At 41.5% G+C, this 21,211-nt stretch carries 16 protein-coding genes and 1 riboswitch; of the genes, 8 read left to right on the plus strand and 8 right to left on the minus strand.

Annotated features, from left to right (window positions below; genetic code table 11):
* Positions 1-187 precede the first annotated feature (187 nt).
* The 6 genes from AB5217_RS23620 to AB5217_RS23645 all read right to left on the minus strand — a co-directional run bounded on the left by AB5217_RS23620 (position 188) and on the right by AB5217_RS23645 (position 9,810).
* The gene (locus tag AB5217_RS23620) at positions 188-973 is read right to left on the minus strand and encodes a DUF4465 domain-containing protein (protein WP_004300637.1); all 786 of its coding nucleotides are present in this window, start codon (positions 971-973) and stop codon (positions 188-190) included.
* A 36-nt stretch (positions 974-1,009) separates the two neighbouring features.
* Positions 1,010-2,983, minus strand: a complete 1,974-nt coding sequence (locus AB5217_RS23625) for a YncE family protein (protein WP_004321384.1) — start codon at positions 2,981-2,983, stop codon at positions 1,010-1,012.
* A gap of 23 nt (positions 2,984-3,006) precedes the next feature.
* Positions 3,007-5,049, minus strand: a complete 2,043-nt coding sequence (locus AB5217_RS23630) for a TonB-dependent receptor plug domain-containing protein (RefSeq protein WP_070782861.1) — start codon at positions 5,047-5,049, stop codon at positions 3,007-3,009.
* 183 nt (positions 5,050-5,232) lie between these two features.
* A riboswitch (cobalamin riboswitch) is annotated at positions 5,233-5,433 on the minus strand.
* Positions 5,434-6,209: 776 nt separating this feature from the next.
* Entirely contained in the window at positions 6,210-7,154 is a 945-nt protein-coding gene (locus AB5217_RS23635; protein ID WP_004304184.1) for a DUF5106 domain-containing protein, read from the minus strand.
* A gap of 157 nt (positions 7,155-7,311) precedes the next feature.
* Positions 7,312-9,093, minus strand: a complete 1,782-nt coding sequence (locus tag AB5217_RS23640) for a sensor histidine kinase (protein ID WP_004311246.1) — start codon at positions 9,091-9,093, stop codon at positions 7,312-7,314.
* 27 nt (positions 9,094-9,120) lie between these two features.
* Positions 9,121-9,810, minus strand: coding sequence for a response regulator transcription factor (locus AB5217_RS23645; RefSeq protein WP_032843909.1), 690 nt, complete (start codon positions 9,808-9,810; stop codon positions 9,121-9,123).
* 241 nt (positions 9,811-10,051) lie between these two features.
* Here AB5217_RS23645 and AB5217_RS23650 point away from each other — a divergent pair, with 241 nt between their 5' ends.
* From AB5217_RS23650 to AB5217_RS23665, 4 genes are all read left to right on the plus strand, one after another.
* Positions 10,052-11,245 carry a hypothetical protein gene (locus tag AB5217_RS23650; RefSeq protein WP_004300629.1) on the plus strand — a complete coding sequence of 398 codons (1,194 nt, stop codon included), beginning with the start codon at positions 10,052-10,054 and terminating at the stop codon, positions 11,243-11,245.
* A gap of 59 nt (positions 11,246-11,304) precedes the next feature.
* Positions 11,305-12,105: a DUF3805 domain-containing protein gene (locus AB5217_RS23655; protein WP_032843908.1), complete on the plus strand. Its 801-nt coding sequence runs from the start codon at positions 11,305-11,307 to the stop codon at positions 12,103-12,105.
* Between the two features lies 1 nt (position 12,106).
* A complete protein-coding gene (locus tag AB5217_RS23660; RefSeq protein ID WP_004300627.1) occupies positions 12,107-13,975 on the plus strand; it encodes an ABC-F family ATP-binding cassette domain-containing protein in 1,869 nt (622 codons plus the stop codon).
* Positions 13,976-14,130: 155 nt separating this feature from the next.
* Positions 14,131-14,970, plus strand: coding sequence for a histidinol-phosphatase (locus AB5217_RS23665; RefSeq protein WP_032843906.1), 840 nt, complete (start codon positions 14,131-14,133; stop codon positions 14,968-14,970).
* A 1-nt stretch (position 14,971) separates the two neighbouring features.
* On the opposite strand, the gene AB5217_RS23670 is transcribed toward AB5217_RS23665, so the two are convergent.
* Together AB5217_RS23670 and AB5217_RS23675 are read right to left on the minus strand one after the other, a co-directional pair.
* On the minus strand, positions 14,972-15,187 hold the full coding sequence (locus AB5217_RS23670; RefSeq protein WP_004321362.1) for a hypothetical protein: 216 nt from the start codon (positions 15,185-15,187) through the stop codon (positions 14,972-14,974).
* A 26-nt stretch (positions 15,188-15,213) separates the two neighbouring features.
* Entirely contained in the window at positions 15,214-16,449 is a 1,236-nt protein-coding gene (locus tag AB5217_RS23675; protein ID WP_004300624.1) for a hypothetical protein, read from the minus strand.
* A 180-nt stretch (positions 16,450-16,629) separates the two neighbouring features.
* Between AB5217_RS23675 and AB5217_RS23680 the strand changes: the two genes are divergently transcribed.
* The 4 genes from AB5217_RS23680 to rimI all read left to right on the plus strand — a co-directional run bounded on the left by AB5217_RS23680 (position 16,630) and on the right by rimI (position 21,205).
* Positions 16,630-17,829 carry a pyridoxal phosphate-dependent aminotransferase gene (locus tag AB5217_RS23680; protein WP_004300623.1) on the plus strand — a complete coding sequence of 400 codons (1,200 nt, stop codon included), beginning with the start codon at positions 16,630-16,632 and terminating at the stop codon, positions 17,827-17,829.
* An 82-nt stretch (positions 17,830-17,911) separates the two neighbouring features.
* Positions 17,912-19,156: an ABC transporter permease gene (locus tag AB5217_RS23685; protein ID WP_004300622.1), complete on the plus strand. Its 1,245-nt coding sequence runs from the start codon at positions 17,912-17,914 to the stop codon at positions 19,154-19,156.
* 130 nt (positions 19,157-19,286) lie between these two features.
* Complete coding sequence (locus AB5217_RS23690; RefSeq protein WP_004321360.1) at positions 19,287-20,753, plus strand: RimK family protein; 1,467 nt, start codon at positions 19,287-19,289, stop codon at positions 20,751-20,753.
* A gap of 2 nt (positions 20,754-20,755) precedes the next feature.
* Positions 20,756-21,205 carry a ribosomal protein S18-alanine N-acetyltransferase gene (rimI, locus tag AB5217_RS23695; RefSeq protein ID WP_004300620.1) on the plus strand — a complete coding sequence of 150 codons (450 nt, stop codon included), beginning with the start codon at positions 20,756-20,758 and terminating at the stop codon, positions 21,203-21,205.
* Positions 21,206-21,211: the final 6 nt, after the last annotated feature.

Consider the following 21,211-nt stretch of genomic DNA (forward strand, 5'->3'; position numbering starts at 1 on the left):
ATAACAAAGCCCGGGCTTGAGAAAGTCTGGGCTTTGCGCATAAAAAAAGGCTGTGTCAGCGTTTTGACACAACCTCCTTTAAAATTATGCATTCGATTGAGTATGATTATAAGTTTGATTATTGGTAATCAATAGGCTGATTAAAAATAAATATATAATAGGTTGAGGTCAATCGAGCAGTGGTTATTTAGTCTTCGATAGTGATACCGTCAAGACAGAAGTAGGTCGGTGTCAATGGACCGTATTCATTCTTTTTGGTAGATGTTAATGAGAATTTTAGTCCTTTCGTTTCTCCCAATGAAGTTAGATCTACCCATTTCCATTGATCGAGGAGATTGGTTCCTTCTGCCAAATAACAATCTACGTGCATTGTTTTATCATAATTGTAGATAGTAAGTTTGAATGAGTCGTTGCTTCCGAATATTTCTTCTTCACCATAATATCCAGTTCCTTCTTTCATACTGCTATAAGCATAGACACTGTTTGTTACATATAGTCCTTTTACTCTATAGTCTTCCAGTTCATTAGGGTTGTCGTGATCTCTGAATCGTATTGCGGCTTCTTTATCAGAATTCTTTCCGATTTTATATCCGGCAGCTCCAACGATAACGTATGTATTATTGATTACCCCTTTTTTGGTGATAGCGCGATAATCATAGCTTGCGAAGTCTGGACAATCTTCTACTGTACAATTCGTAAATGCAAAGCTATCTGAATAGAAACCGTATGTTGAAGATACACAGTCAAATTCAAAGATTCCACTTGCGTCAGTTAACAGATTGTATTTATAGTTAGTTGTTCCCCACTCACTACTTACTGACCATGAATCATCCGGATTTTCTTGATCGCCCATGTCGAGTGTATGAGTTTCGTAATTAGGCAAGCTAAGTATGTATGTTTTTGTATCGTCATCATCGCTACAGCCACAAAATATAAATACTGATAATAGTAATAATAAGGATAATTTTTTCATGTTCTTTTCTAATTTTAGTTATTAATAAATTGTTGATTATTTTTTGAAATGTAAGTTTTCAACGGTTGTGACTTCGGTTGATATTTCACCCATTTGTCCTGCGTCTTGGTTAACTGCAGTCATAATCTTAACGAAATCTATTTGATCCAAGTCGGCTGGTGTGCCGTTACTGTCCACAGCCCAATCTATCTTGAAATTACTGCCTTCCTTGGTGTTGGGATGGTTGTCTGCATATCCCCATGGATAACAATATCCTACCCATAATCCATTTTCTAAGACAGCATTATCTTTTAGGCGTGTTCCCTGAAATGTGATTTCATCATCTTCTATCCAAAGTGGATAATAGGATTCCTGATTATGGTAACTGTTGCGGAGAATATATCCTTCGTTTTTTTTATTATCCTTCCAGAAAACATTTTGGTTGGCTAGGTTCGGACGGTAATAGGTTATTTCATATTCTCGGGTTTCTGTATCTTTCCCGTATTCGCTGCCTTTCAGTTCATACCATTCGTCATCAGGTTTTCCATTACCGTTTGCATCTTTGGATACGAATACAATTCCCGGTTCGGCACTTCCTCCCAGTTTTCCTGTTCCGGTTTTGGAATTGTAGTAAGCATTACCTCTTACTTTGAAGTCATATTCTCCCGTTACATTCGGAATGGGCTGTGGGAATCCTAAAACAATGTAGCCACCGAATCCTCCTAATGTAATAAGCGATTTTTGCTGGATTCTGCGGGTTGCTTCTTCCAATATTTCATCGTAGGTAAATCCATCCTTGTATGCTGATGTGGTAGTATTGATAAATTGTCCGGGAGCAGGGCGGTATTCCCATACTTTATTGGCGAAAGCTAGAGGGTTTTCCGTGTCATCGTCATTGTCGTCAATATTGCTTTGTGAGGCTTTGTCACTGAATACGATGGTATTCGGGTTAAGTCCGATGTTGTTTAGGCGAAACATGAGTTGTCCTTGTTGGTTGAAACAAAGTAAGTCGCCGTAAGTGGTGTAATCGCGTGCTTCGGTGATATATACATTGTTGCTGTAAGGGTTGATATTGATACCGTAAGGTGTCTTTATCACAGTTCCATCGGTTATGAAATTCTCACGGATTGTTTCTTCTGTTTTCAGATTGAACATCTTGATAGAAGAAGTCTGTGTGGTGTAGTTGTAATTATATAGGTAGGCTATGTCTCCGTCGATGGCGAAGTTTTGCACTTTCTCGTTACATTGAGTGACTTTGTTTGTCCGGCAGTCTATCTTGACGAAATTATAATCTCCGGCTTCTATATCTTCGCCACGGGTGGCTACATAGACGGTTTCATCCGGACCTGCTATTATTTTACCGGGATTCGGGCCTACTATAATTTTGCTACTCTCTTTGAATGTGGCAATATCGACAACGGATACTGTATTATCTACACCCAGCCCTGATGAATAATCCAATCCGCCGGAATTGGAAATATATAGCTTTTCGTTTTGTACACAAATGCCGTCAGGGTTACGTCCCACTGTTGTGATAGCATCTATGGAGAGGGAAGTTGTGTCTATACGCGCAACGGTTCCGTCATAGGAACATACGTATGCTTTTTCTTTATGAAAAGTGATATAGCGTGGTTGGCGGGAACTCCCATTTTCTGCCTGCATCTGAATTTGTTTCAATGAGGTTCCTGTACGAAAATCTATCACTTCTACTGTACTGGAGATGTTGACTACGACATACACCTTGCTTCCATAAATAGCCATATCGTTGGCTGTATCTCCTAATCCTCGGTGGTTGACTGCTTTGAAGTAATCACGAACCATTTGTTGATTACCGAAAGAGAAACGTGCCAATGAGCTGTTATTCTGGTTGAACAGTCCTTCACATAATACATATAATTCGGCGGTACCTGTTTCTGTCGGATCACCTATAATGCCTGATGTGAAAGGTTTGTCTTCCATGTCATCACATGCCATGAATAACAAGATCGATGACAGCCAGCACCAGAATATATATATTAATTTCCTTTTCACGTCAATATCTTATTTTATAATATTTAATATCTTATTTTTATTGTTGCTCTTACAGATCGTCCGGGCATTGGGAAGTATTTCACAATCTCGTAATTCTTGTCCATCAGGTTCAGTACTTCCAAGCTGAAAGAGGTGGTGACTTTTCTTATCAGGAAATCACGGCTTGCAGAAATACTGTGGTCGCTATAACTATCTAATCTGTTTTCGGCAATGTTTTGTCCCAACGCGTAGCGCTTTCCTGAAAATAGGAATGAGTAAGACAGATTGATCCATGGTGTTTCGATACCTGCCTGCCCCGAAGCGGAGATGCGGGGAGTGTAGGCTATCTGGTGTTTGTATGTTGATTCATACGTGTTTGGATCGGGTGGGGTAACGTCTAATGCTCGTTGGTATGTATAGTTGCCCGAGAGGTTTATGCGGATTTTTTCCCCGGGTTGGAGGGAGAGGCTTCCTGTAACATCAATACCTTTGATGTCAACTTGTCCCAGGTTTTTCATGCTCCATACTGCAAGGTTTTTGGTAGGATAAGCGATGATTTTATCTGTTACCTTATTATAATAAGCGTCGATGGTTGCTGACAAATAGGGTAGGAACGAGCATACATTTTTGTTGTATGTCAGTCCGATGTTGTATTGTTTGGCTTTTTCCGGCTTTAGTTGTGTGTTTCCTACTTCTTCGTAATATAAGTCGTTGAAACTTGCTAGGCGGAAAATGTCTTTATAGAAGAAGCGTACACGGAATTCTTCATTATAAAAAGGTTTGAATGCGGCACTTACATAAGGGGTTAATTTACGGTGATTGCCGGCACTGCCGCCTTTCTTTACATCTTCATTGATAATGGTTGCTAATGCGGATGCGGAGATTGTTAACCAGTCATTCACGTATTTGCCGGCGAATGCCGTTAGCCATGAATAGCGCGTGGGTTGTACAAAGTTGTTTAGATCGGCGTTCATGGTGTTGATGCTTCCGTCGGTGGAAAGAGAGAATGAGAGGTTGCTCAACAGTCTGTATAGTACAGAAGCGGAAAGGTAATATTCTTGCTGGTAGTAGCTGTTTTCTGTTTTCTTTAATGAGTTCTTTGTATCGGGGTCTAGGTAACGTTGATAGCTCCAATTCCACTTGGCAGAGGTTTGGAATACCCATTGTTGGCTGAATTCTTTCTTGTATTGACTTTGTATGAAAGTGTTTTTATCCCACAGGTGTTGGGTAGAATGGTCGTTGTAGAAAGTGGTAGCTTTGGGGAGTCCCCGGGAGGATTGGAAGTAATAGGCTTTCAACCGCCATTGTTCTTTATCGGAGAAGTTACCGTAAAGTCCGGCTTCAGCACGGAATGTTTGTACGTCTGTATTCTTCCGTTTCTCACGTGAGGACAGATCTCCTTCTGCACTTCCATAGCGCAGTGTATATGGATAATGTCCGTCAGAAGACATCCATTCGCCATTGACTGACATGCTCCATGTTTTATTGAATTGTTGTTCCAGCAGGAGGGAGGGATTGACTAATCCCCAGGAACCTGTTTTGAAAGCTCCTGCTATGTTGGTCTTTTTGTCTTTTGTGAACTGTGGGGTAAGTGTCTGGATATTCAAGATGCCTGCTGACGCAAAGAAGCGGGCAGGTTGGAAGATGTTATCGCTTTGTCCGTTGTTTAGAGAAAGTCTGTCTACGTTATCGAGTGAGAAACGCCCGATGTCGATTTGTCCCGTTTGGCAATCGGTTAGGGTGATCCCGTCATAGCCAACAGCGGTATGTTGTGCTCCCAGGCTTCGTATGGATACTGTTTTTAGTCCGCCAATACCTCCGTAGTCTTTTACGGTCACTCCGGCAAAGTGTTTCACTGCGTCGGATACTTGCAGGGCGTGCAGGTTTTTCAGGGCGTCTTTGGAGAATACTTGCAGGGGAGCGGTAGAACGTACTTCGCGAGTCTGATAGATATCTGATACTGTTATTTCAGGAATAGAATATGTATGTGTCGTATCTACCTTTTGCTGTTGTGCAAAAAGTGGTATGGATAAGAATTGGCAGCAGAATACTGCAAAGATCATTTTCTTAAATGTTCTCTCTTTCATTTATTCCTTATTTCAGTCTGTTGCTATTTAAAAGTGTCCGGGCGAAATCCCTTCGACCGGACACGCATAAATAAACTTGGCAGAGTTTATTCGTTTTAACACACTTTCTCTGAATTAGAGTGATGAATGAAATGATAGACGACTTGTCCGGTTCATTAGACTCAACGCTTTTTCCTCGAAAGCAGTGAAACATAATTGCATGGTAGGTCTTCTGACTTATTCCTGTTACAAACGCCTTCCCAGATTATTCTCCAGTGGCAATGAGTGAATTGCTTGTAACATGCATGGAACTTACAGCAGCGGGACTGTTCAGGATTTACACCTGATTCCCTTTTAATTGCTTCCCCCGTAAGGGAGTCGCAAACCAATGCGGGACAAAGATAGGGAGTTTATTTGTTTTTTCCAAGTTGGGGGGATATTCTTTTTCTTTCGTCCTGATACGAAAGAGAAAGAACCAACTTGTTCTCTTCGATATTTTCTGTATTTTTGTAAATGAGACTGTCACTTATTACAAAATTTACCAAATTAGCGGATTTTAGAGGCGGGTATTGAGTTGCCCGCCTTTTTTTATTTGTTTGATATAAGATTAGCTTTTAAAAAGTATCTTTGTCTATGTCCAACGTTGGACGTATGAAACAGATTTATTGAAACATAATTGGTCGTTTTTTATAGGTGGATGCAGCGGTATCCACCTATTTTGTTCCTTACTATACGGTTTTGAACTAATTCATTTCGGTATGGTTTTGAAGCAAATGATACTTTAGCAAACAAGTATTGAAACGGTAGCCCGTGAAATAATATAGAATTTACCTAACGTACAAACGTAGGTTATCTACCGTGTGAATGTCCGTTACCTACTGGGCGAGCATCAACAACCTACCAGACAAAAGTCGGTCATCTGCCGGACGAACAGTTCATGAGGGACACGGGAACAGAAACGGCACCGACGAAGTGATCCGAACCGACAACGGCAGCATCCAAAGTCATCTTCTCTGCCCAGTATTATTGCTGTTGTTTATAACAGAAATAATACTTTTACTTACTCTTCTTTACTCTTCTCTTCTCTACTCTACTGGTTTTCATTGGCTTTTCCCCCTTTACTGGTGGGCGTTTCAGCGCTTTGTACACCCCTCTCCGAACACCCTCATTTTTGTATCGTTTTACTCTAATTCAACATTAGTTAAGTATTCTTCGATAGCTTGTGCGGTGGCGTCTTTTAGGAGCACGGTCTTTTCCTTGTTTAAAAGGTAGAGGGTGGGGATAGCCTTCAAATCATATAGTTGTTGTTCTTTGATGGCAAATTTCTTGTCGTATCCGTTGATCCATTCTTTGGGGAATTCATTCAGGTGTTTTCTCCATTCGTCCAACTCTTCGTCAGGGTAGATAGAGAGGACTGTTAGTTTCTTTTGTCCCAAAAGTCGGTTGATGATAGGTGCGTTTTTCAGGGCATCTATTGTTTCTGTGCAGGCATGACAGCCGGGGTTGTTGATGAATAGGAGGATATAGTCGGCTTGCTGTTGATAGAGGGAGCCTTGTGCGCCGGAAGCTAATGTGTAGCTGAAGTTCAGGGCTTTGGTTCCGATACGGTTTTTCTGTGCTAATTCCCGGCGGGCTTTAGGACGTACTTTCTCAATTTCCTCTAACAAGGGAGAAGCTAACATGGCGTCTAATACGGGAATATAGAATTCTTCGTTACGCATGGGGGAGTTGGGGTCGTATAAATATTTATCCGCCAGGTCGGTGATGTAGGTGAATACTTTTTTGTCTACATTCGTTTGTTCGATTGTTTTCCGCATGGCTTCTTGTGCAGTTTCCAACGGGACGTGATTCAGTATGTCACAATAATCCGCCCAAGCTTGTTCGGTCACTTCGGGGTGGTGGATGTAATTAGTGTCGGCGAAGTTGACGTTATCCCAATAGTGTTTTACCAGAAAGTCTGCCCGTTGTTCCGGGGCTGTCATCATTGGGGGGATGGCAGGCAATGTAAAGGTTTTAATGGTGTCTTGTATTACATCATTTTTGTTCAGACTGGAAGCGTTGCCGCTTTTGCAGGCACAAAGGCAAAGGATGCATATAGCTGGAAGAATATGGATGTTTGTTTTCATAACTAACAATTATTACATTGAATTTATGTAGATTACATTGGTGACAAAGATAATGTCCTTTCTACTTTATTCAAAGAATTTTTCTTCCTTTTATTTTGCTGCGTTCTCTTCTGTTAGTTTTTTTGATTAGACAAGTTTTGCAGGATAACTCCTGATTTTACTTCTCCTTTGCCAATGTAAATACAAATTCCAGCCCGCCTCCCTGATTGTTCTTGGCGGAGATGCTGCCACCGTGGATGATGACGGCGTTCTTCACAATAGCTAATCCCAGTCCTGTTCCACCTACTTTCCGTGAACGACCTTTGTCTACCCGGTAGAAACGTTCGAAGAGACGATTCAGATGTTCGGGAGATACTCCAATACCTGTGTCGGCAAAGCTGAAATAGTAGAAATTCTCATCTTCACGGAAACAGTTGATATTGATCTGGATATTACTTCCGGCGTATGCGATGGCATTGTCCATTAGATTACGGAAGATGGAATAAAGTAGTGAGTAATTTCCTTTGATTTGTATACTCTTCTTTAAGGAGTTGACGACTGTAATATGTTTTTCGTCAAGCTCCAACGATACTTCGTTGATGATGTTACCTACCAACACACTGATGTCTACCCGTTCCATGTCGATCATGCTGGCGGCTTCATCCATGCGGGTGAGTACGGAGATGTCGCGTAATAGCCGACTTAAACGGTTACTTTGTGCATAACAACGTTCGAGGAATACGTTGATCTTCTCGCGTGGAATATTTTCATTGCTGACAATGGTTTCCAAATACCCTTGGATACTGCTGACGGGAGTTTTCAACTCATGGGCGATATTCTGGGTCAGTTGGCGTTTGAGTCTAACCTGTTCTTCTTCCTGGGTAACGTCGTTGATGGAAATCTCGAAGCTGGCATCCTGGAAGATGATACATTCTACGATAAATGTCCGTCCATTCTTATTGATGGTGACAGACATTCGTTTTTCACCTTTTCCTCTCGAACGTTCTTGCTGATTCTTATTGATAAAATGAATGATCTCTTGCAGTTCGCTGATGGCAAAGACTTCTTCTGTTGTTTCCAGGTTGGAGTCTGAAATCAGGTTGCTGTATTGGGTGAAAAGATTGTTGACAAGAATCTCTTTTTTGTCTTTAGTAAATATACCTAGTCCTTCGTGTGAGATTTGAAGGTGGGTGATTAGCTTTTCACGTTCAATGTAGAGAGCTTCTTTGGTTTCGTGCAGTCGTTTGTAGATTTGAATGATGTGCTGTGATATTTCTCCCAGTTCGTTGTGCGGGAAGGCGGATTGCATAGCCATTTCGATAGGCTCGTTCCGGTCGGCGCGCATCGCAAATTCACGGAGCTGGCTGATGGAAGTCCCCAGTTTGTTGGTGAATTTGTAGAAGATAATCATTAATAATAAGGTCACGATTACGGTAAACCATAAATAGTGCGGGTCTGCTTGCAGGTTGTTGATGAGGCTGACATTGTAAGGTAAAGCCGAACGGACAATATAATCTTTATAATGAGTGGCCGAATAGAAATAGGGAACTCCGGTTGTCTCGGAAGTACGGCGTACATCATATCCGTTGCCATGTTTTATGGCTTTCTGTACTTCCGGACGGTTCAGGTGGTTCTCCATCTGGTTATTATGACTTGGATAGCTGTCGTAAACAACATTTCCTTGAGCATCAATAAGGGTTACACGCAAGTCTTCCAGGATATGGTTATTGATATAACCGTCGATGATTTCACTGTCAAGAGGTTGATTCTCCAGTTGTTCGTAGAGCCTGCTATTGTAATCTTGCAGTTTGGTGTTTAGCAGTTCTATTTTATATTCCCGTTCACGTTGATACTGGTACGCAATAAAACAAATGGCAAATACCAGGAATAGTGAAATAACCGAAAGGAAAAGTTTTCGGCTAAAAGAAAGAAAATGCTTTTGAGTTACAGGCAGGTTCATAATAACTATTTAATTCGGCATAATTATTTATTCAGCTTCAAAACAGTATCCATATCCGAGACGGGTGACAATGCATTTGCCGTATACCCCAATCTTTTTACGTAGACGGGTGATGTTTACGTCGATAGTACGGTCGAGCACGTACACTTCGTCACTCCAGATGCGGGCCAGGATGTCTTCACGGGAAAATACACGTCCTTTATTCTGTACCAGCAGAAGCAAGATCTCAAATTCTTTTTTGGTCAATGGCACTTCTTCATCGTCGATACTTACTTTTTTCTTTGTGATGTCAATAACGAGCGACTGATAAGTAAGACGTTCGGGGACTCTTTCCGTTTCCGTTGTTACTGTGCGTCTTAATACGGCTTTCACACGGGCGATGACTTCACGCAGCGAGAAAGGTTTTGAAATATAATCGTCTGCTCCCAGGTTGAATCCGGTCACAGTATCGTTTTCGGTATCTTTTGCTGTGATAAAGATAATAGGCACTTTAGCTGTTTTCTTGTCTTTTTTCAGGATGTTCGCCATTTTGAATCCGGAGATTTCTCCCATCATCACATCGAGGAGAATCAAGTGATAGCTGCTGATGTCCATCTTCATTGCTTCTTCAGCAGAGTTTGCAGTATCAACTTCATAACCTTCGTTTTCAAGATTGAATTTCAGAATCTCACAGAGGTCTTCTTCATCGTCGACAACTAGAATACGGGTTTCGTTCATAAGATATATGTATTAATGTGATATGACAAAGTTACGTTTTTATTTTATCCTTTGCAAAGATGAGGAAACTTTGTTACGGGCAGATGAAACAGACGTTACAATCGTGTTACATTCCGGGAATTCCGGGAATTGATGAGGAATATGGAAGTTTTTGTTGATTGTAAGAGGAAAAACCGCTCACTATTTGTTATCTTTGTTAGCGAGATACAATAGAAACGTTTGATTATAGAAACTACAAATAATGATAAAAATTGACTTAAAACGGCATCGGAAGGAAATAATAGGATCGGTGGTGGTACTGTTAATTCTCCTTGGCGGTATGTCTGTGTTTAAATATACTTCATTCAATTCCGGTTTTGAAATTGTGGATGATCTGGGCGGAAATATATTTCCTTCAGCGATTTTGTCTGTTGCCACTACTGATGCGCAGGTGATTGTTCCGTCGGATTCTAATTATTTGGGGAATCCGAAATCGTGTATTGCTGTTCGGGTGAAGTCGAAGACAGCCTATAGCCGGGTACGGATTGAAGTGGCTGAAACGCCTTTTTTCTCCCGTTCGGTGTCGGAATTTGTACTAAACAAGCCTCGAACGGAATATACGATTTATCCTGATATCATCTGGAACTATGAAGCTCTGAAAAATGAGGTGCAGGCAGAACCGGTAAGTGTGGCTATTACTGTCGAGATGAATGGAAAAGATCTGGGGCAACGGGTGCGTACATTCTCTGTGCGCAGTATCAATGAATGTCTGTTGGGGTATGTATCGAATGGAACCAAATTCCATGATACAAGTATTTTCTTTGCTGCCTATGTCAATGAAGAGAATCCGATGATTGACCAGTTGCTTCGCGAAGCACTGAATACTCGTATTGTCAATCGCTTCTTAGGCTATCAGAGTAAGGCTAAAGGGGCGGTGGACAAGCAGGTGTATGCTCTCTGGAATATATTGCAGAAACGCAAATTCCGTTATAGTTCTGTTTCCAACACCAGCCTTTCGAGCAATGTTGTTTTCTCGCAGCGGGTTCGTACGTTTGATGATGCACTGGAATCTTCGCAGATTAATTGTGTGGACGGTAGCGTACTGTTTGCATCACTGCTTCGGGCTATAAATATCGATCCTATTCTGGTACGTACGCCGGGACACATGTTTGTGGGGTATTATACCGATAATTCACATACTGATAAGAACTTCCTGGAAACAACAATGATTGGTGATGTCGATCTGGATGACTTTTTCCCGGATGAACAGCTGGACTCCACAATGGTAGGCAAGTCGCAGAATGAAATGTCGCTATTGACTTTCGAGAAATCGAAGCAATATGCTAATAAGAAGTATAAGGAGAACGAAGAAGGTATTCATTCCGGGAAATTGAATTATATGTTTCTGGAGATTTCTAAAGATGTGCGGAGGAAAATACAGCCAATAGGGAAATGATGTTTTGTAATTCGTATTTAATTCGTACTTTTGCCAAGTAATCATTTTAAAGTAAAAGGATGCAAGGCAAGAAATTTATCTCTCCCGGAGCATGGTTTTCTATGAACTATCCATCAGACTGGAATGAGTTTGAAGATGGCGAAGGCTCTTTTCTTTTCTATAATCCCGATGTATGGACGGGGAATTTTCGTATATCCGCATTTAAAGGAAAAGCCGGTTATGGCAAAGATGCCATCCGGCAGGAACTGAAAGAGAACGATTCGGCTTCATTGGTGAAAGTCGGAACGTGGGAATGTGCGTATAGCAAAGAAATGTTTCAGGAGGAGGGAACTTATTATACTTCCCATTTGTGGATTACAGGCGTTGACGATATTGCTTTTGAATGTTCTTTCACCGTGCCTAAAGGTGGAGTTGTGAAGGAGGCGGAAGATGTAATCGCTACTTTGGAGGTACGTAAAGAAGGGCAGAAGTATCCTGCTGAATTGATTCCTGTACGTCTTTCTGAAATTTATTTGATTAATGAGGGATATGAATGGGTGGTGTCTACCGTGAAACAGGAATTGAAGAAAGATTTTCAGGGAATAGAAGAAGACCTAGAAAAACTTCAGCAAGTGATTGACAACGGCAAAATTGGCTCGAAAAAGAAAGACGAATGGTTAGCCATTGGTATCACTGTTTGTGCAATTCTGGCAAATGAAGTGGATGGCATGGAATGGAAAACGTTGATCGACGGCAACCGGGAAGCTCCTGTTCTCCAATATAAAGATCGGACCATCGATCCGATGAAGCTCGTTTGGAGTAAAGTAAAGGCAGGAGAACCTTGCAATGTAATAGAAGAATATAAGAAGTGTTTGGATTAAAATGGCAGTACCTTATTTACAGATAGATAACCTGACCAAGTCTTTCGGTGACTTGGTTCTTTTTGAAAATGTATCTTTGGGCATTGCCGAAGGTCAGCGGGTAGGATTAATAGCAAAGAACGGTAGTGGAAAGACTACCTTACTGAATATCATTGCCGGAAAGGAAGGTTATGATAGCGGTAATATTGTTTTTCGTCGTGATCTTCGGGTGGATTACCTGGAACAGGATCCGCAATATCCCGAAGAACTGACAGTGCTCGAAGCCTGTTTCCATCATGGTAACAGCACGGTGGAATTGATAAAGGAGTACGAACGCTGCATGGAAACCGAAGGTCATCCGGGATTGGAAAACCTCTTGGCACGTATGGATCAGGAGAAAGCTTGGGAGTATGAACAGAAAGCCAAGCAAATCCTTTCACAACTTAAAATTCGTAATTTCGATCAGAAAGTGAAGCAACTGTCCGGCGGACAGCTGAAGCGTGTTGCTTTGGCAAACGCTTTGATTACCGAACCGGATCTGTTAATCCTTGATGAGCCGACCAACCATCTGGACTTGGATATGACCGAATGGTTGGAAGATTACCTGCGTCGTACCAACCTTAGCCTGCTGATGGTGACTCACGACCGTTACTTCCTTGATCGTGTTTGCTCCGAGATTATCGAAATAGACAATCAACAAATCTACCAATATAAAGGTAACTACAGCTATTATCTCGAAAAGCGTCAGGAACGTATTGAATCTAAGAGCGTGGAAATAGAGCGTGCCAATAATCTGTATCGTACAGAACTCGACTGGATGCGCCGGATGCCGCAGGCACGCGGACATAAGGCTCGTTACCGGGAAGATGCTTTCTACGAATTGGAAAAGGTTGCGAAGCAGCGTTTTAATACTGATAATGTAAAGCTGGAAGTGAAAGCATCGTATATCGGAAGCAAGATATTTGAAGCTGACCATCTTTTCAAGAGTTTCGGAGATCTAAAGATTCTGGATGATTTCTCTTATATCTTCTCTCGTTATGAGAAGATGGGAATTGTAGGAAATAACGGAACCGGAAAATCTACTTTTATCAAGATATTGATGGGACAAGTCAAGCCTGATAGCGGAACAGTGGATATTGGCGAAACAGTTCGTTTCGGTTATTATTCGCAGGACGGACTTCAGTTTGACGAACAGATGAAAGTGATTGATGTGATACAGGATATTGCCGAAGTCATCGAATTGGGCAATGGAAAGAAGCTGACTGCTTCTCAATTTCTGCAGCATTTCCTGTTTACTCCTGAAACCCAGCATAGCTATGTCTATAAATTGAGTGGGGGAGAGCGTCGCCGTCTTTACCTTTGTACCATCCTGATGCGTAATCCTAACTTCCTGGTATTGGACGAGCCTACCAATGACCTCGATATTATCACGCTGAATGTGCTCGAAGAATATCTCCAAAACTTCAAAGGCTGTGTGATTGTCGTTTCCCATGACCGTTACTTTATGGATAAAGTAGTAGATCACCTGATGGTATTCAACGGACAGGGAGATATTCGTGACTTCCCCGGAAATTATAGTGATTATCGTAACTGGAAAGAAGCAAAGGAACAAAAAGAGAAAGAAGCAGAGAAGCCGCAGGAAGAAAAGACCGCCCGTGTCCGTCTGAACGACAAGCGTAAGATGAGCTTTAAAGAAAAGCGTGAATTCGAGCAACTGGAAAAAGAAATCGCCGAACTGGAAGCTGAAAAAACACAAATTGAGGAACTTCTTTGTAGCGGCACACTTTCCGTTGACGAATTGACTGAAAAGTCAAAACGTTTGCCCGAAGTCAATGATATGATTGACGAAAAGACAATGCGTTGGTTGGAACTTAGCGAAATAGAAGGCTGATTCGTGCCACTATATTGGCACCTTTGTGCCACCTCTTTGGCGTAGCAGTGCCAACATGCTGGCACAGTTGTGCCACTTCGATGGCACAAGTATAGTTTATTATATTCCCGGATAACCAAATAATGATAATATACCCCCAGACAATATAACCTAGTATGACAAACCTAACCAATTATCATAGCCACTGCCTGTATTGCGACGGACGAGCCAATATGGACGATTTTATTCGTTTTGCTATCAGCGAAGGGTTTACTTCTTATGGCATTTCTTCTCATGCTCCACTACCATTTTCTACCGCATGGACGATGGAGTGGGATAGAATGGAAGATTACCTTTCCGAATTCTCTCGTCTGAAAAAGAAATATGCAGGTAAGATAGAGCTTGCCATCGGTCTCGAAATTGACTACCTGAATGAAGAAAACAATCCCTCTTTGCCTTGTTTTCAAAAACTACCACTTGACTACCGGATAGGTTCTGTGCATATGTTGTATTCTCCGGAAGGGAAAATCGTAGATATTGATACCCCGGCAGATCTTTTCCGTCAATTGGTAGACAGGCACTTCGATGGTGACTTGGATTCTGTTGTCCACCTTTATTATAAGAACCTGCTCCGTATGGTAGAGCTGGGAGGATTTGATATTGTCGGCCATGCTGACAAGATGCATTATAACGCTTCCTGTTATCGTCCGGGTTTGCTTGATGAAGCATGGTATGACACGTTGGTCCGCGATTACTTCGCGGTGATTGCTACACGTGGTTATATGGTGGAAATCAATACCAAGTCTTATCATGAGCTGGGTACATTCTATCCGAATGAACGTTATTTCCCTTTCCTGAAAGAATTGGGTATTCGGGTACAGGTGAATAGTGATGCGCACTACCCTGAAAGAATAAACAATGCCCGCTTCGAAGGATTAGCCGCTTTGAAGAAAGCAGGTTTTACTTCGGTGGTAGAATGGCATGGGGGGAAATGGGAAGATATTCCCATAGGATAAGTTATTCCATATCCAGAATCTCTTGTTTCTCTTCATTCAACGAAACCAATGTCTTTTTTAGCTCGTCTATTCGTGAATCAATTTCAGCCAACTTCTTCAGATACATAGTTCTAGGTAGCACATCTTCATTGGCCATGATAAACTCCTCTTTCTCGTCAAAGAGTTGCTCTATTTGCTCTTCAACTCTATTTATAGCACATGAAATTTCTCCTATCATAAATCTTTCTTTTTTTATAGATGCCTTTATTCCGTCCTCTTGCAAGCATTTGCCTGGAAAAACTCGTTCAACGTATCTTCATAGTTACCATGAAGCATAATATGATGATTTCCCAGTGGATTCTTTAAGAAGTATTCGGCCGGAGTATTCATGTGGATGCGCACTTGTGTACGGCACATATTAATATAATTAGTGTTTTCAGTCAATGTTCCTGTAGACAAGTAATATTCATCCAGACATTCACCGCCACATTTTATGATCGTTACATCCCCCGTCGGAAGTAGCCCTTGTATGGCAATTCCTTTTTCTGTTTCAAAGTGATTGCGGATAATATATCTCTCCGTTTGTTTGAGACCTACGGTGCAATGTGCCAATATCAGTTCATTCGTACGGGAATTAATCATGGAAGGATTTGCCATAAATCCGTCTTTACCCGTAAGTGCTTTAACTGCTAATAGCGTAAATACAGATTGAAGATCTCCTTCACAACCTGCTATTATCCCGTCATCATTCAATAAAGATAATGCCACGCATCCGGTAGTGTCGATTTGTTCAATCAGTTTAAAACAGCTTAATGTCAGCGCTTCCAGATTTTCTTCCTGACAGACCTTTTTGATTGCCCGGTACAGCCGCATGGATTTGATTAAATCTTCAGGAGTTCCTTCGCGGCAGGCAAGAGCTTGTGATGCTACAGCTGCGCATGATGCTCCAACTTGGTCATCCGTAATGTGTTTAAATTGTTCATAAATCCGTTCCAATGGAATATCTACATATTCGATTCCCCAACGACGTTTTGCCAACAAGTAGTCTACGTTACTGGCAACTAACCAGGAAGAAGGACTTCCAATGACTCCGATACGTTTGCCAAACAAAGAACGTTGTGCCTGAAAATTATTATAAAGTGTATGAATACGTAAGATGATAGCCGATAATTCACCGTGCAGAATTTCACTTTTCATTCCGCGTCCCCGTAGCCAGGTGGAAATTTCCAGTGCGGCAGCAAGAGAATTCTGCATACCGTCTGCCAGTAAAATGGCAGGGCGGGGAAGATTCTCAAAGTGCTGTATGACCAGTCTTTCCACCCCACCGGTAGCGACGAAAATGATTTTGAAATCGTCACTACTAAGTTTGTCCATATCTTGATGGTCGACGAACTTTACAGTATAATATTTTTCAATCTCGCTCAAAATAGCTTCGTGCGAGCTACGTAGCGAGACTTGTTTGTGAAGTATTGAAGCGAATGAGATAAGGTGTATGGTCATTATGATATTGTTTTAAGTTTTCTGTATGACAAATGTATAGCTTTCTTTTCAATTTACCATAACGATTTTAACCTTGCTAAGGTTTTTAAAGTTTTTATGTCTCTGTATTCAAATTATTGCGTACATTTGCAGCTCCAAGTAGAAAAAGTAAATAGTAATTAGTAATTTGTAGTTAAAATTATGCCAACCATATCCATTCGCGGAAACGAGATGCCTGCATCTCCTATCAGAAAACTGGCTCCTTTGGCAGACGCTGCCAAGCAACGCGGAGTCCATGTGTTTCACCTGAACATCGGACAGCCTGATCTGCCCACTCCTCAGGCCGCGATTGACGCGATACGCAATATTGATCGTAAAGTGCTGGAATATAGCCCCAGTGCAGGTTATCGTAGCTATCGCGAAAAATTAGTGGGATATTATGCAAAGTTCAATATCAACCTTACAGCAGACGATATAATCATTACATCGGGAGGTTCGGAAGCCGTACTTTTTTCCTTCCTTTCCTGCCTGAATCCGGGAGATGAAATTATCGTTCCGGAACCTGCATACGCTAACTATATGGCATTTGCAATCTCTGCCGGAGCAAAGATTCGCACTATTGCTACGACCATTGAAGAAGGCTTTTCCCTTCCGAAAGTAGAGAAGTTTGAAGAACTGATTAATGAGCGTACGAAAGCGATTCTTATTTGTAACCCAAACAATCCTACCGGTTATTTGTATACACGTCGTGAAATGAATCAGATTCGTGACTTGGTAAAGAAGTACGATTTATTCCTTTTCTCTGATGAAGTATATCGTGAGTTTATATATACCGGTTCTCCATATATTTCTGCCTGCCATCTGGAAGGTATTGAAAATAATGTAGTACTGATTGATTCGGTATCAAAACGATATTCCGAATGTGGTATCCGCATTGGTGCGTTGATTACCAAAAACAAGGAGATACGCGATGCTGTCATGAAGTTCTGTCAGGCTCGTTTAAGTCCTCCGTTGATTGGACAGATTGCTGCAGAAGCTTCTTTGGATGCTCCGGAAGAATATTCACGCGAAACGTATGATGAGTATGTAGAACGTCGTAAATGTCTGATTGACGGTTTGAACCGTATTCCCGGTGTTTATTCGCCCATTCCGATGGGAGCTTTCTATACAGTGGCCAAACTTCCGGTAGATGACTCCGATAAGTTCTGCGCATGGTGTCTTTCTGATTTTGAGTATGAAGGTCAGACTGTATTCATGGCTCCGGCTTCCGGTTTCTATACCACTCCGGGATCTGGAATCAATGAGGTTCGTATTGCTTACGTATTGAAAAAAGAAGATTTAACCCGTGCACTTTTTGTCTTGCAGAAGGCTTTGGAAGTGTATCCGGGAAGAACGGAATAAATTCTAGTATTAAGTATTAACCGTAGTTTCTGGGGTGTTTGTTGCTGCTACACTTAATACTTAATACCTAATACTTAAACAAATGTCTTTATCACTTTTCATAGCCCGGCGTATCTATCGTGAAAGCGATGGCGGAAAGCAGGTGTCACGTCCTGCGGTCCTCATTGCCATGGCGGGTATTGCTATTGGTTTGGCCGTAATGATTATTGCAGTGGCGGTAGTCATCGGGTTTAAAAGTGAAGTGAGAAATAAAGTTATAGGATTCGGGTCGCACATCCAGATAACTAATTTGGATGCGGTCAGTTCTTACGAAACCCATCCCATTGTGGTAGGAGACAGTATGATGACTGCTCTTGCTGATTATCCGGAGATAAGCCATGTGCAGCGTTTCTCTACCAAACCGGGTATGATTAAGACCGATGACGCTTTTCAAGGAATGGTGTTGAAAGGTGTAGGTCCGGAGTTTGACCCCCATTTTATAAAAGAGTATTTGGTAGAAGGGGAGATTCCTGTTTTCAGTGATTCAGTTTCTACCAATCAAGTACTTATCTCGAAAGCGTTGGCAACTAAAATGAAGTTGAAACTGGGAGATAAGATATATACCTATTATATACAGGATGATATTCGCGCTCGTCGCCTGACGATTGCCGGAATTTATCAGACGAATTTCTCCGAATACGACAACCTCTTTTTACTGACGGATCTTAATCTGGTGAATCGTTTGAACGGTTGGCAACCGGAACAGGTGACCGGTGTGGAATTACAGGTGAAAGATTATGATAGACTGGAAGATATAACCTATGAGATCGCAACTGATATTGACAACAGGCAAGATGAGTTGGGAGGTGTGTATTATGTGCGTAACATCGAACAACTGAATCCTCAAATCTTTGCTTGGCTTGATTTATTGGATTTGAACGTATGGGTGATTCTGATTTTGATGATAGGAGTTGCTGGCTTCACCATGATTTCCGGTTTATTGATTATTATCATCGAACGTACCAATATGATTGGGATTTTAAAAGCATTGGGAGCCAATAATTTCACGATTCGCAGAACCTTTCTTTGGTTTGCAGTCTTTTTGATTGGCAAAGGAATGTTTTGGGGCAATGCCATTGGCTTGGCATTCTGTATCCTTCAGTCTCAATTCGGATTCTTTAAACTTGATCCGGCGACTTATTATGTAGATACTGTTCCAGTTTCTTTTAATGTTTTACTTTTTATCTTGATTAATTTGGGCACTTTGTGTGCATCTGTATTGATGTTGATTGGTCCTTCATTTCTTATCACTAAGATCAATCCGGCAAGCTCCATGAGATACGAATAATCCTCTTTTTTCCTATCTGATTTTTACTGCAAAAATAATTTGGTCCATTGCGTGATGTGGAGTGAATAATATGTCTATATTTGCGCCCAATTTACTTAATATCCTCTTGTAGGTTTAATTTTTAACCATTATGAATAATGTGTTAATTCTGTTGGATAATCTGGATGACTGGAAACCGTATTATGAGACAAGTAGTGTCCTGACTGTTTCCGACTATCTAAAAAACAAGCCGGTGGAGAAAGACCGGAAGTTAGTTATTAATCTTAGCAATGATTACAGCTATAACTCTGAAGGGTATTACTGTTCGCTGCTAGCCCAAACGAGAGGACAGAAAGTCATTCCGGATGTTGATATCATCAACAAAATGGAGGCTGGAACGGGGGTGCGGATGGACCGTAGTCTGCAAGCCCTTTGTTATCAATGGATACAGAAGAATGACATCAAGGATGATATCTGGTACCTGAATATCTACTTTGGCAAATGCCGGGAAAAAGGTATGGAACGGATTGCGCGTTTTATTTTCGAGAATTACCCTTGCCCATTGTTAAGAGTGGCTTTGAATACTCATCCCAGAAATCAGATCGAGGGCATTCATTTTCTTCCCCTGAATCAGCTTAATGATGCAGAGCAGGATTTCTTTGCCAATACGCTGGATAACTTTAACAAGAAAATATGGCGTGCACCGAAGTCGGCAAAGGCTTCCCGTTACAGTCTCGCTGTATTGGTCGATCCACAGGAGAAATTTCCTCCCAGCAATAAAGGTGCTCTGCACAAATTGACGGAGGTAGCTAAGAAAATGAACATCCATGTGGAGATGATAACCGAAGATGATGCTATCCGTTTGCTCGAATTTGATGCCTTGTTTATTCGTACTACAACGTCGCTCAATCATTATACATTCCATTTGTCACAGTTGGCTGCACAAAACGGAATGGCTGTTATTGACGATCCGTTGTCTATCATTCGGTGTACGAACAAAGTGTATCTGAAAGAACTTTTTGAGAAGGAAAAGATATCTGCTCCTAAGTCTACATTGATTTTTCAATCCAACCATCATTCGTTTGAACAGATAAGCGAACTGGTAGGTGCTCCTTTTATCCTGAAAATACCGGATGGCTCTTATTCCATTGGTATGAAAAAAGTGTCGAACGAAGAGGAACTGCAAGCCAGTCTGAAGATACTGTTTGAAAAATCGGCTATCTTGCTGGCACAGGCATTTACTCCAACGGAGTTTGACTGGCGTGTCGGTCTATTGAACGGTGTACCGCTCTATGCCTGCAAATATTATATGGCGAAAGGACACTGGCAGATTTACTGTCACTATGATTCGGGCAGAAGCCGTTGTGGATTGGTAGATACGATTCCTATTTATCAGGTGCCTCGTGTGGTATTGGATACAGCTGTAAAGGCTGCCAATCTGATAGGAAAAGGGTTGTATGGAGTCGATCTGAAAATGGTGGATGATAAGGCTTATGTGATTGAAATCAATGACAATCCGAGCATCGATCATGGACTGGAAGATGCCATTATCGGTGATGAAATGTATTACCGTTTGTTGAATCACTTTGAACAAGTGCTAGAAACAAAACATTATTGATTATGGAGCCGATAATCGTCCGTAAAGCACAGCAGGCAGACATTCCCGCTATTTTGGAAATAGAGTGGGAGTGTTTCCGGGAAGACAGTTTTTCAAAAGAGCAGTTTGCCTATCTGATAAGCCGTTCGAAAGGAATTTTCTATGTGATGATGGAGGCGGATAGGGTGATCGCTTATGTCTCCCTGTTATTTCATGGGGGAACTCGCTATTTAAGAATCTATTCGATAGCTGTTCATCCGGATTATAGAGGAAGAGAACTGGGGCAGGTATTGATGGACCAGACGATTCAGACGGCCGGTGAATGTAAGGCTGCAAAGATTACGCTTGAAGTGAAAGTGACCAATACTTCCGCTATCGGGCTATATATGAAAAATGGCTTTATTCCTGTTGGAATAAAGCCATGCTATTATCACGATGGTTCGGATGCTATTTATATGCAGCGATTGATTTAACAATAA

Origin of the sequence: Bacteroides sp. MSSM.1001136sp1_RTP21357st2_D2_RTP21359_211015 (genome assembly GCF_040913205.1) — a bacterium.
GTDB lineage: Bacteria > Bacteroidota > Bacteroidia > Bacteroidales > Bacteroidaceae > Bacteroides > Bacteroides ovatus.

What these genes read in the sequence shown, in the direction of transcription:
- AB5217_RS23620 (WP_004300637.1), bottom strand. Translation starts at nt 973, where the DNA reads ATGAAAAAATTATCCTTATTATTACTATTATCAGTATTTATATTTTGT.
- AB5217_RS23630 (WP_070782861.1), bottom strand. Translation starts at nt 5,049, where the DNA reads ATGAAAGAGAGAACATTTAAGAAAATGATCTTTGCAGTATTCTGCTGC.
- AB5217_RS23635 (WP_004304184.1), bottom strand. Translation starts at nt 7,154, where the DNA reads ATGAAAACAAACATCCATATTCTTCCAGCTATATGCATCCTTTGCCTT.
- AB5217_RS23640 (WP_004311246.1), bottom strand. Translation starts at nt 9,093, where the DNA reads ATGAACCTGCCTGTAACTCAAAAGCATTTTCTTTCTTTTAGCCGAAAA.
- AB5217_RS23645 (WP_032843909.1), bottom strand. Translation starts at nt 9,810, where the DNA reads ATGAACGAAACCCGTATTCTAGTTGTCGACGATGAAGAAGACCTCTGT.
- AB5217_RS23650 (WP_004300629.1), top strand. Translation starts at nt 10,052, where the DNA reads ATGATAAAAATTGACTTAAAACGGCATCGGAAGGAAATAATAGGATCG.
- AB5217_RS23655 (WP_032843908.1), top strand. Translation starts at nt 11,305, where the DNA reads ATGCAAGGCAAGAAATTTATCTCTCCCGGAGCATGGTTTTCTATGAAC.
- AB5217_RS23660 (WP_004300627.1), top strand. Translation starts at nt 12,107, where the DNA reads ATGGCAGTACCTTATTTACAGATAGATAACCTGACCAAGTCTTTCGGT.
- AB5217_RS23665 (WP_032843906.1), top strand. Translation starts at nt 14,131, where the DNA reads ATGACAAACCTAACCAATTATCATAGCCACTGCCTGTATTGCGACGGA.
- AB5217_RS23670 (WP_004321362.1), bottom strand. Translation starts at nt 15,187, where the DNA reads ATGATAGGAGAAATTTCATGTGCTATAAATAGAGTTGAAGAGCAAATA.
- AB5217_RS23675 (WP_004300624.1), bottom strand. Translation starts at nt 16,449, where the DNA reads ATGACCATACACCTTATCTCATTCGCTTCAATACTTCACAAACAAGTC.
- AB5217_RS23680 (WP_004300623.1), top strand. Translation starts at nt 16,630, where the DNA reads ATGCCAACCATATCCATTCGCGGAAACGAGATGCCTGCATCTCCTATC.
- AB5217_RS23685 (WP_004300622.1), top strand. Translation starts at nt 17,912, where the DNA reads ATGTCTTTATCACTTTTCATAGCCCGGCGTATCTATCGTGAAAGCGAT.
- AB5217_RS23690 (WP_004321360.1), top strand. Translation starts at nt 19,287, where the DNA reads ATGAATAATGTGTTAATTCTGTTGGATAATCTGGATGACTGGAAACCG.
- rimI (WP_004300620.1), top strand. Translation starts at nt 20,756, where the DNA reads ATGGAGCCGATAATCGTCCGTAAAGCACAGCAGGCAGACATTCCCGCT.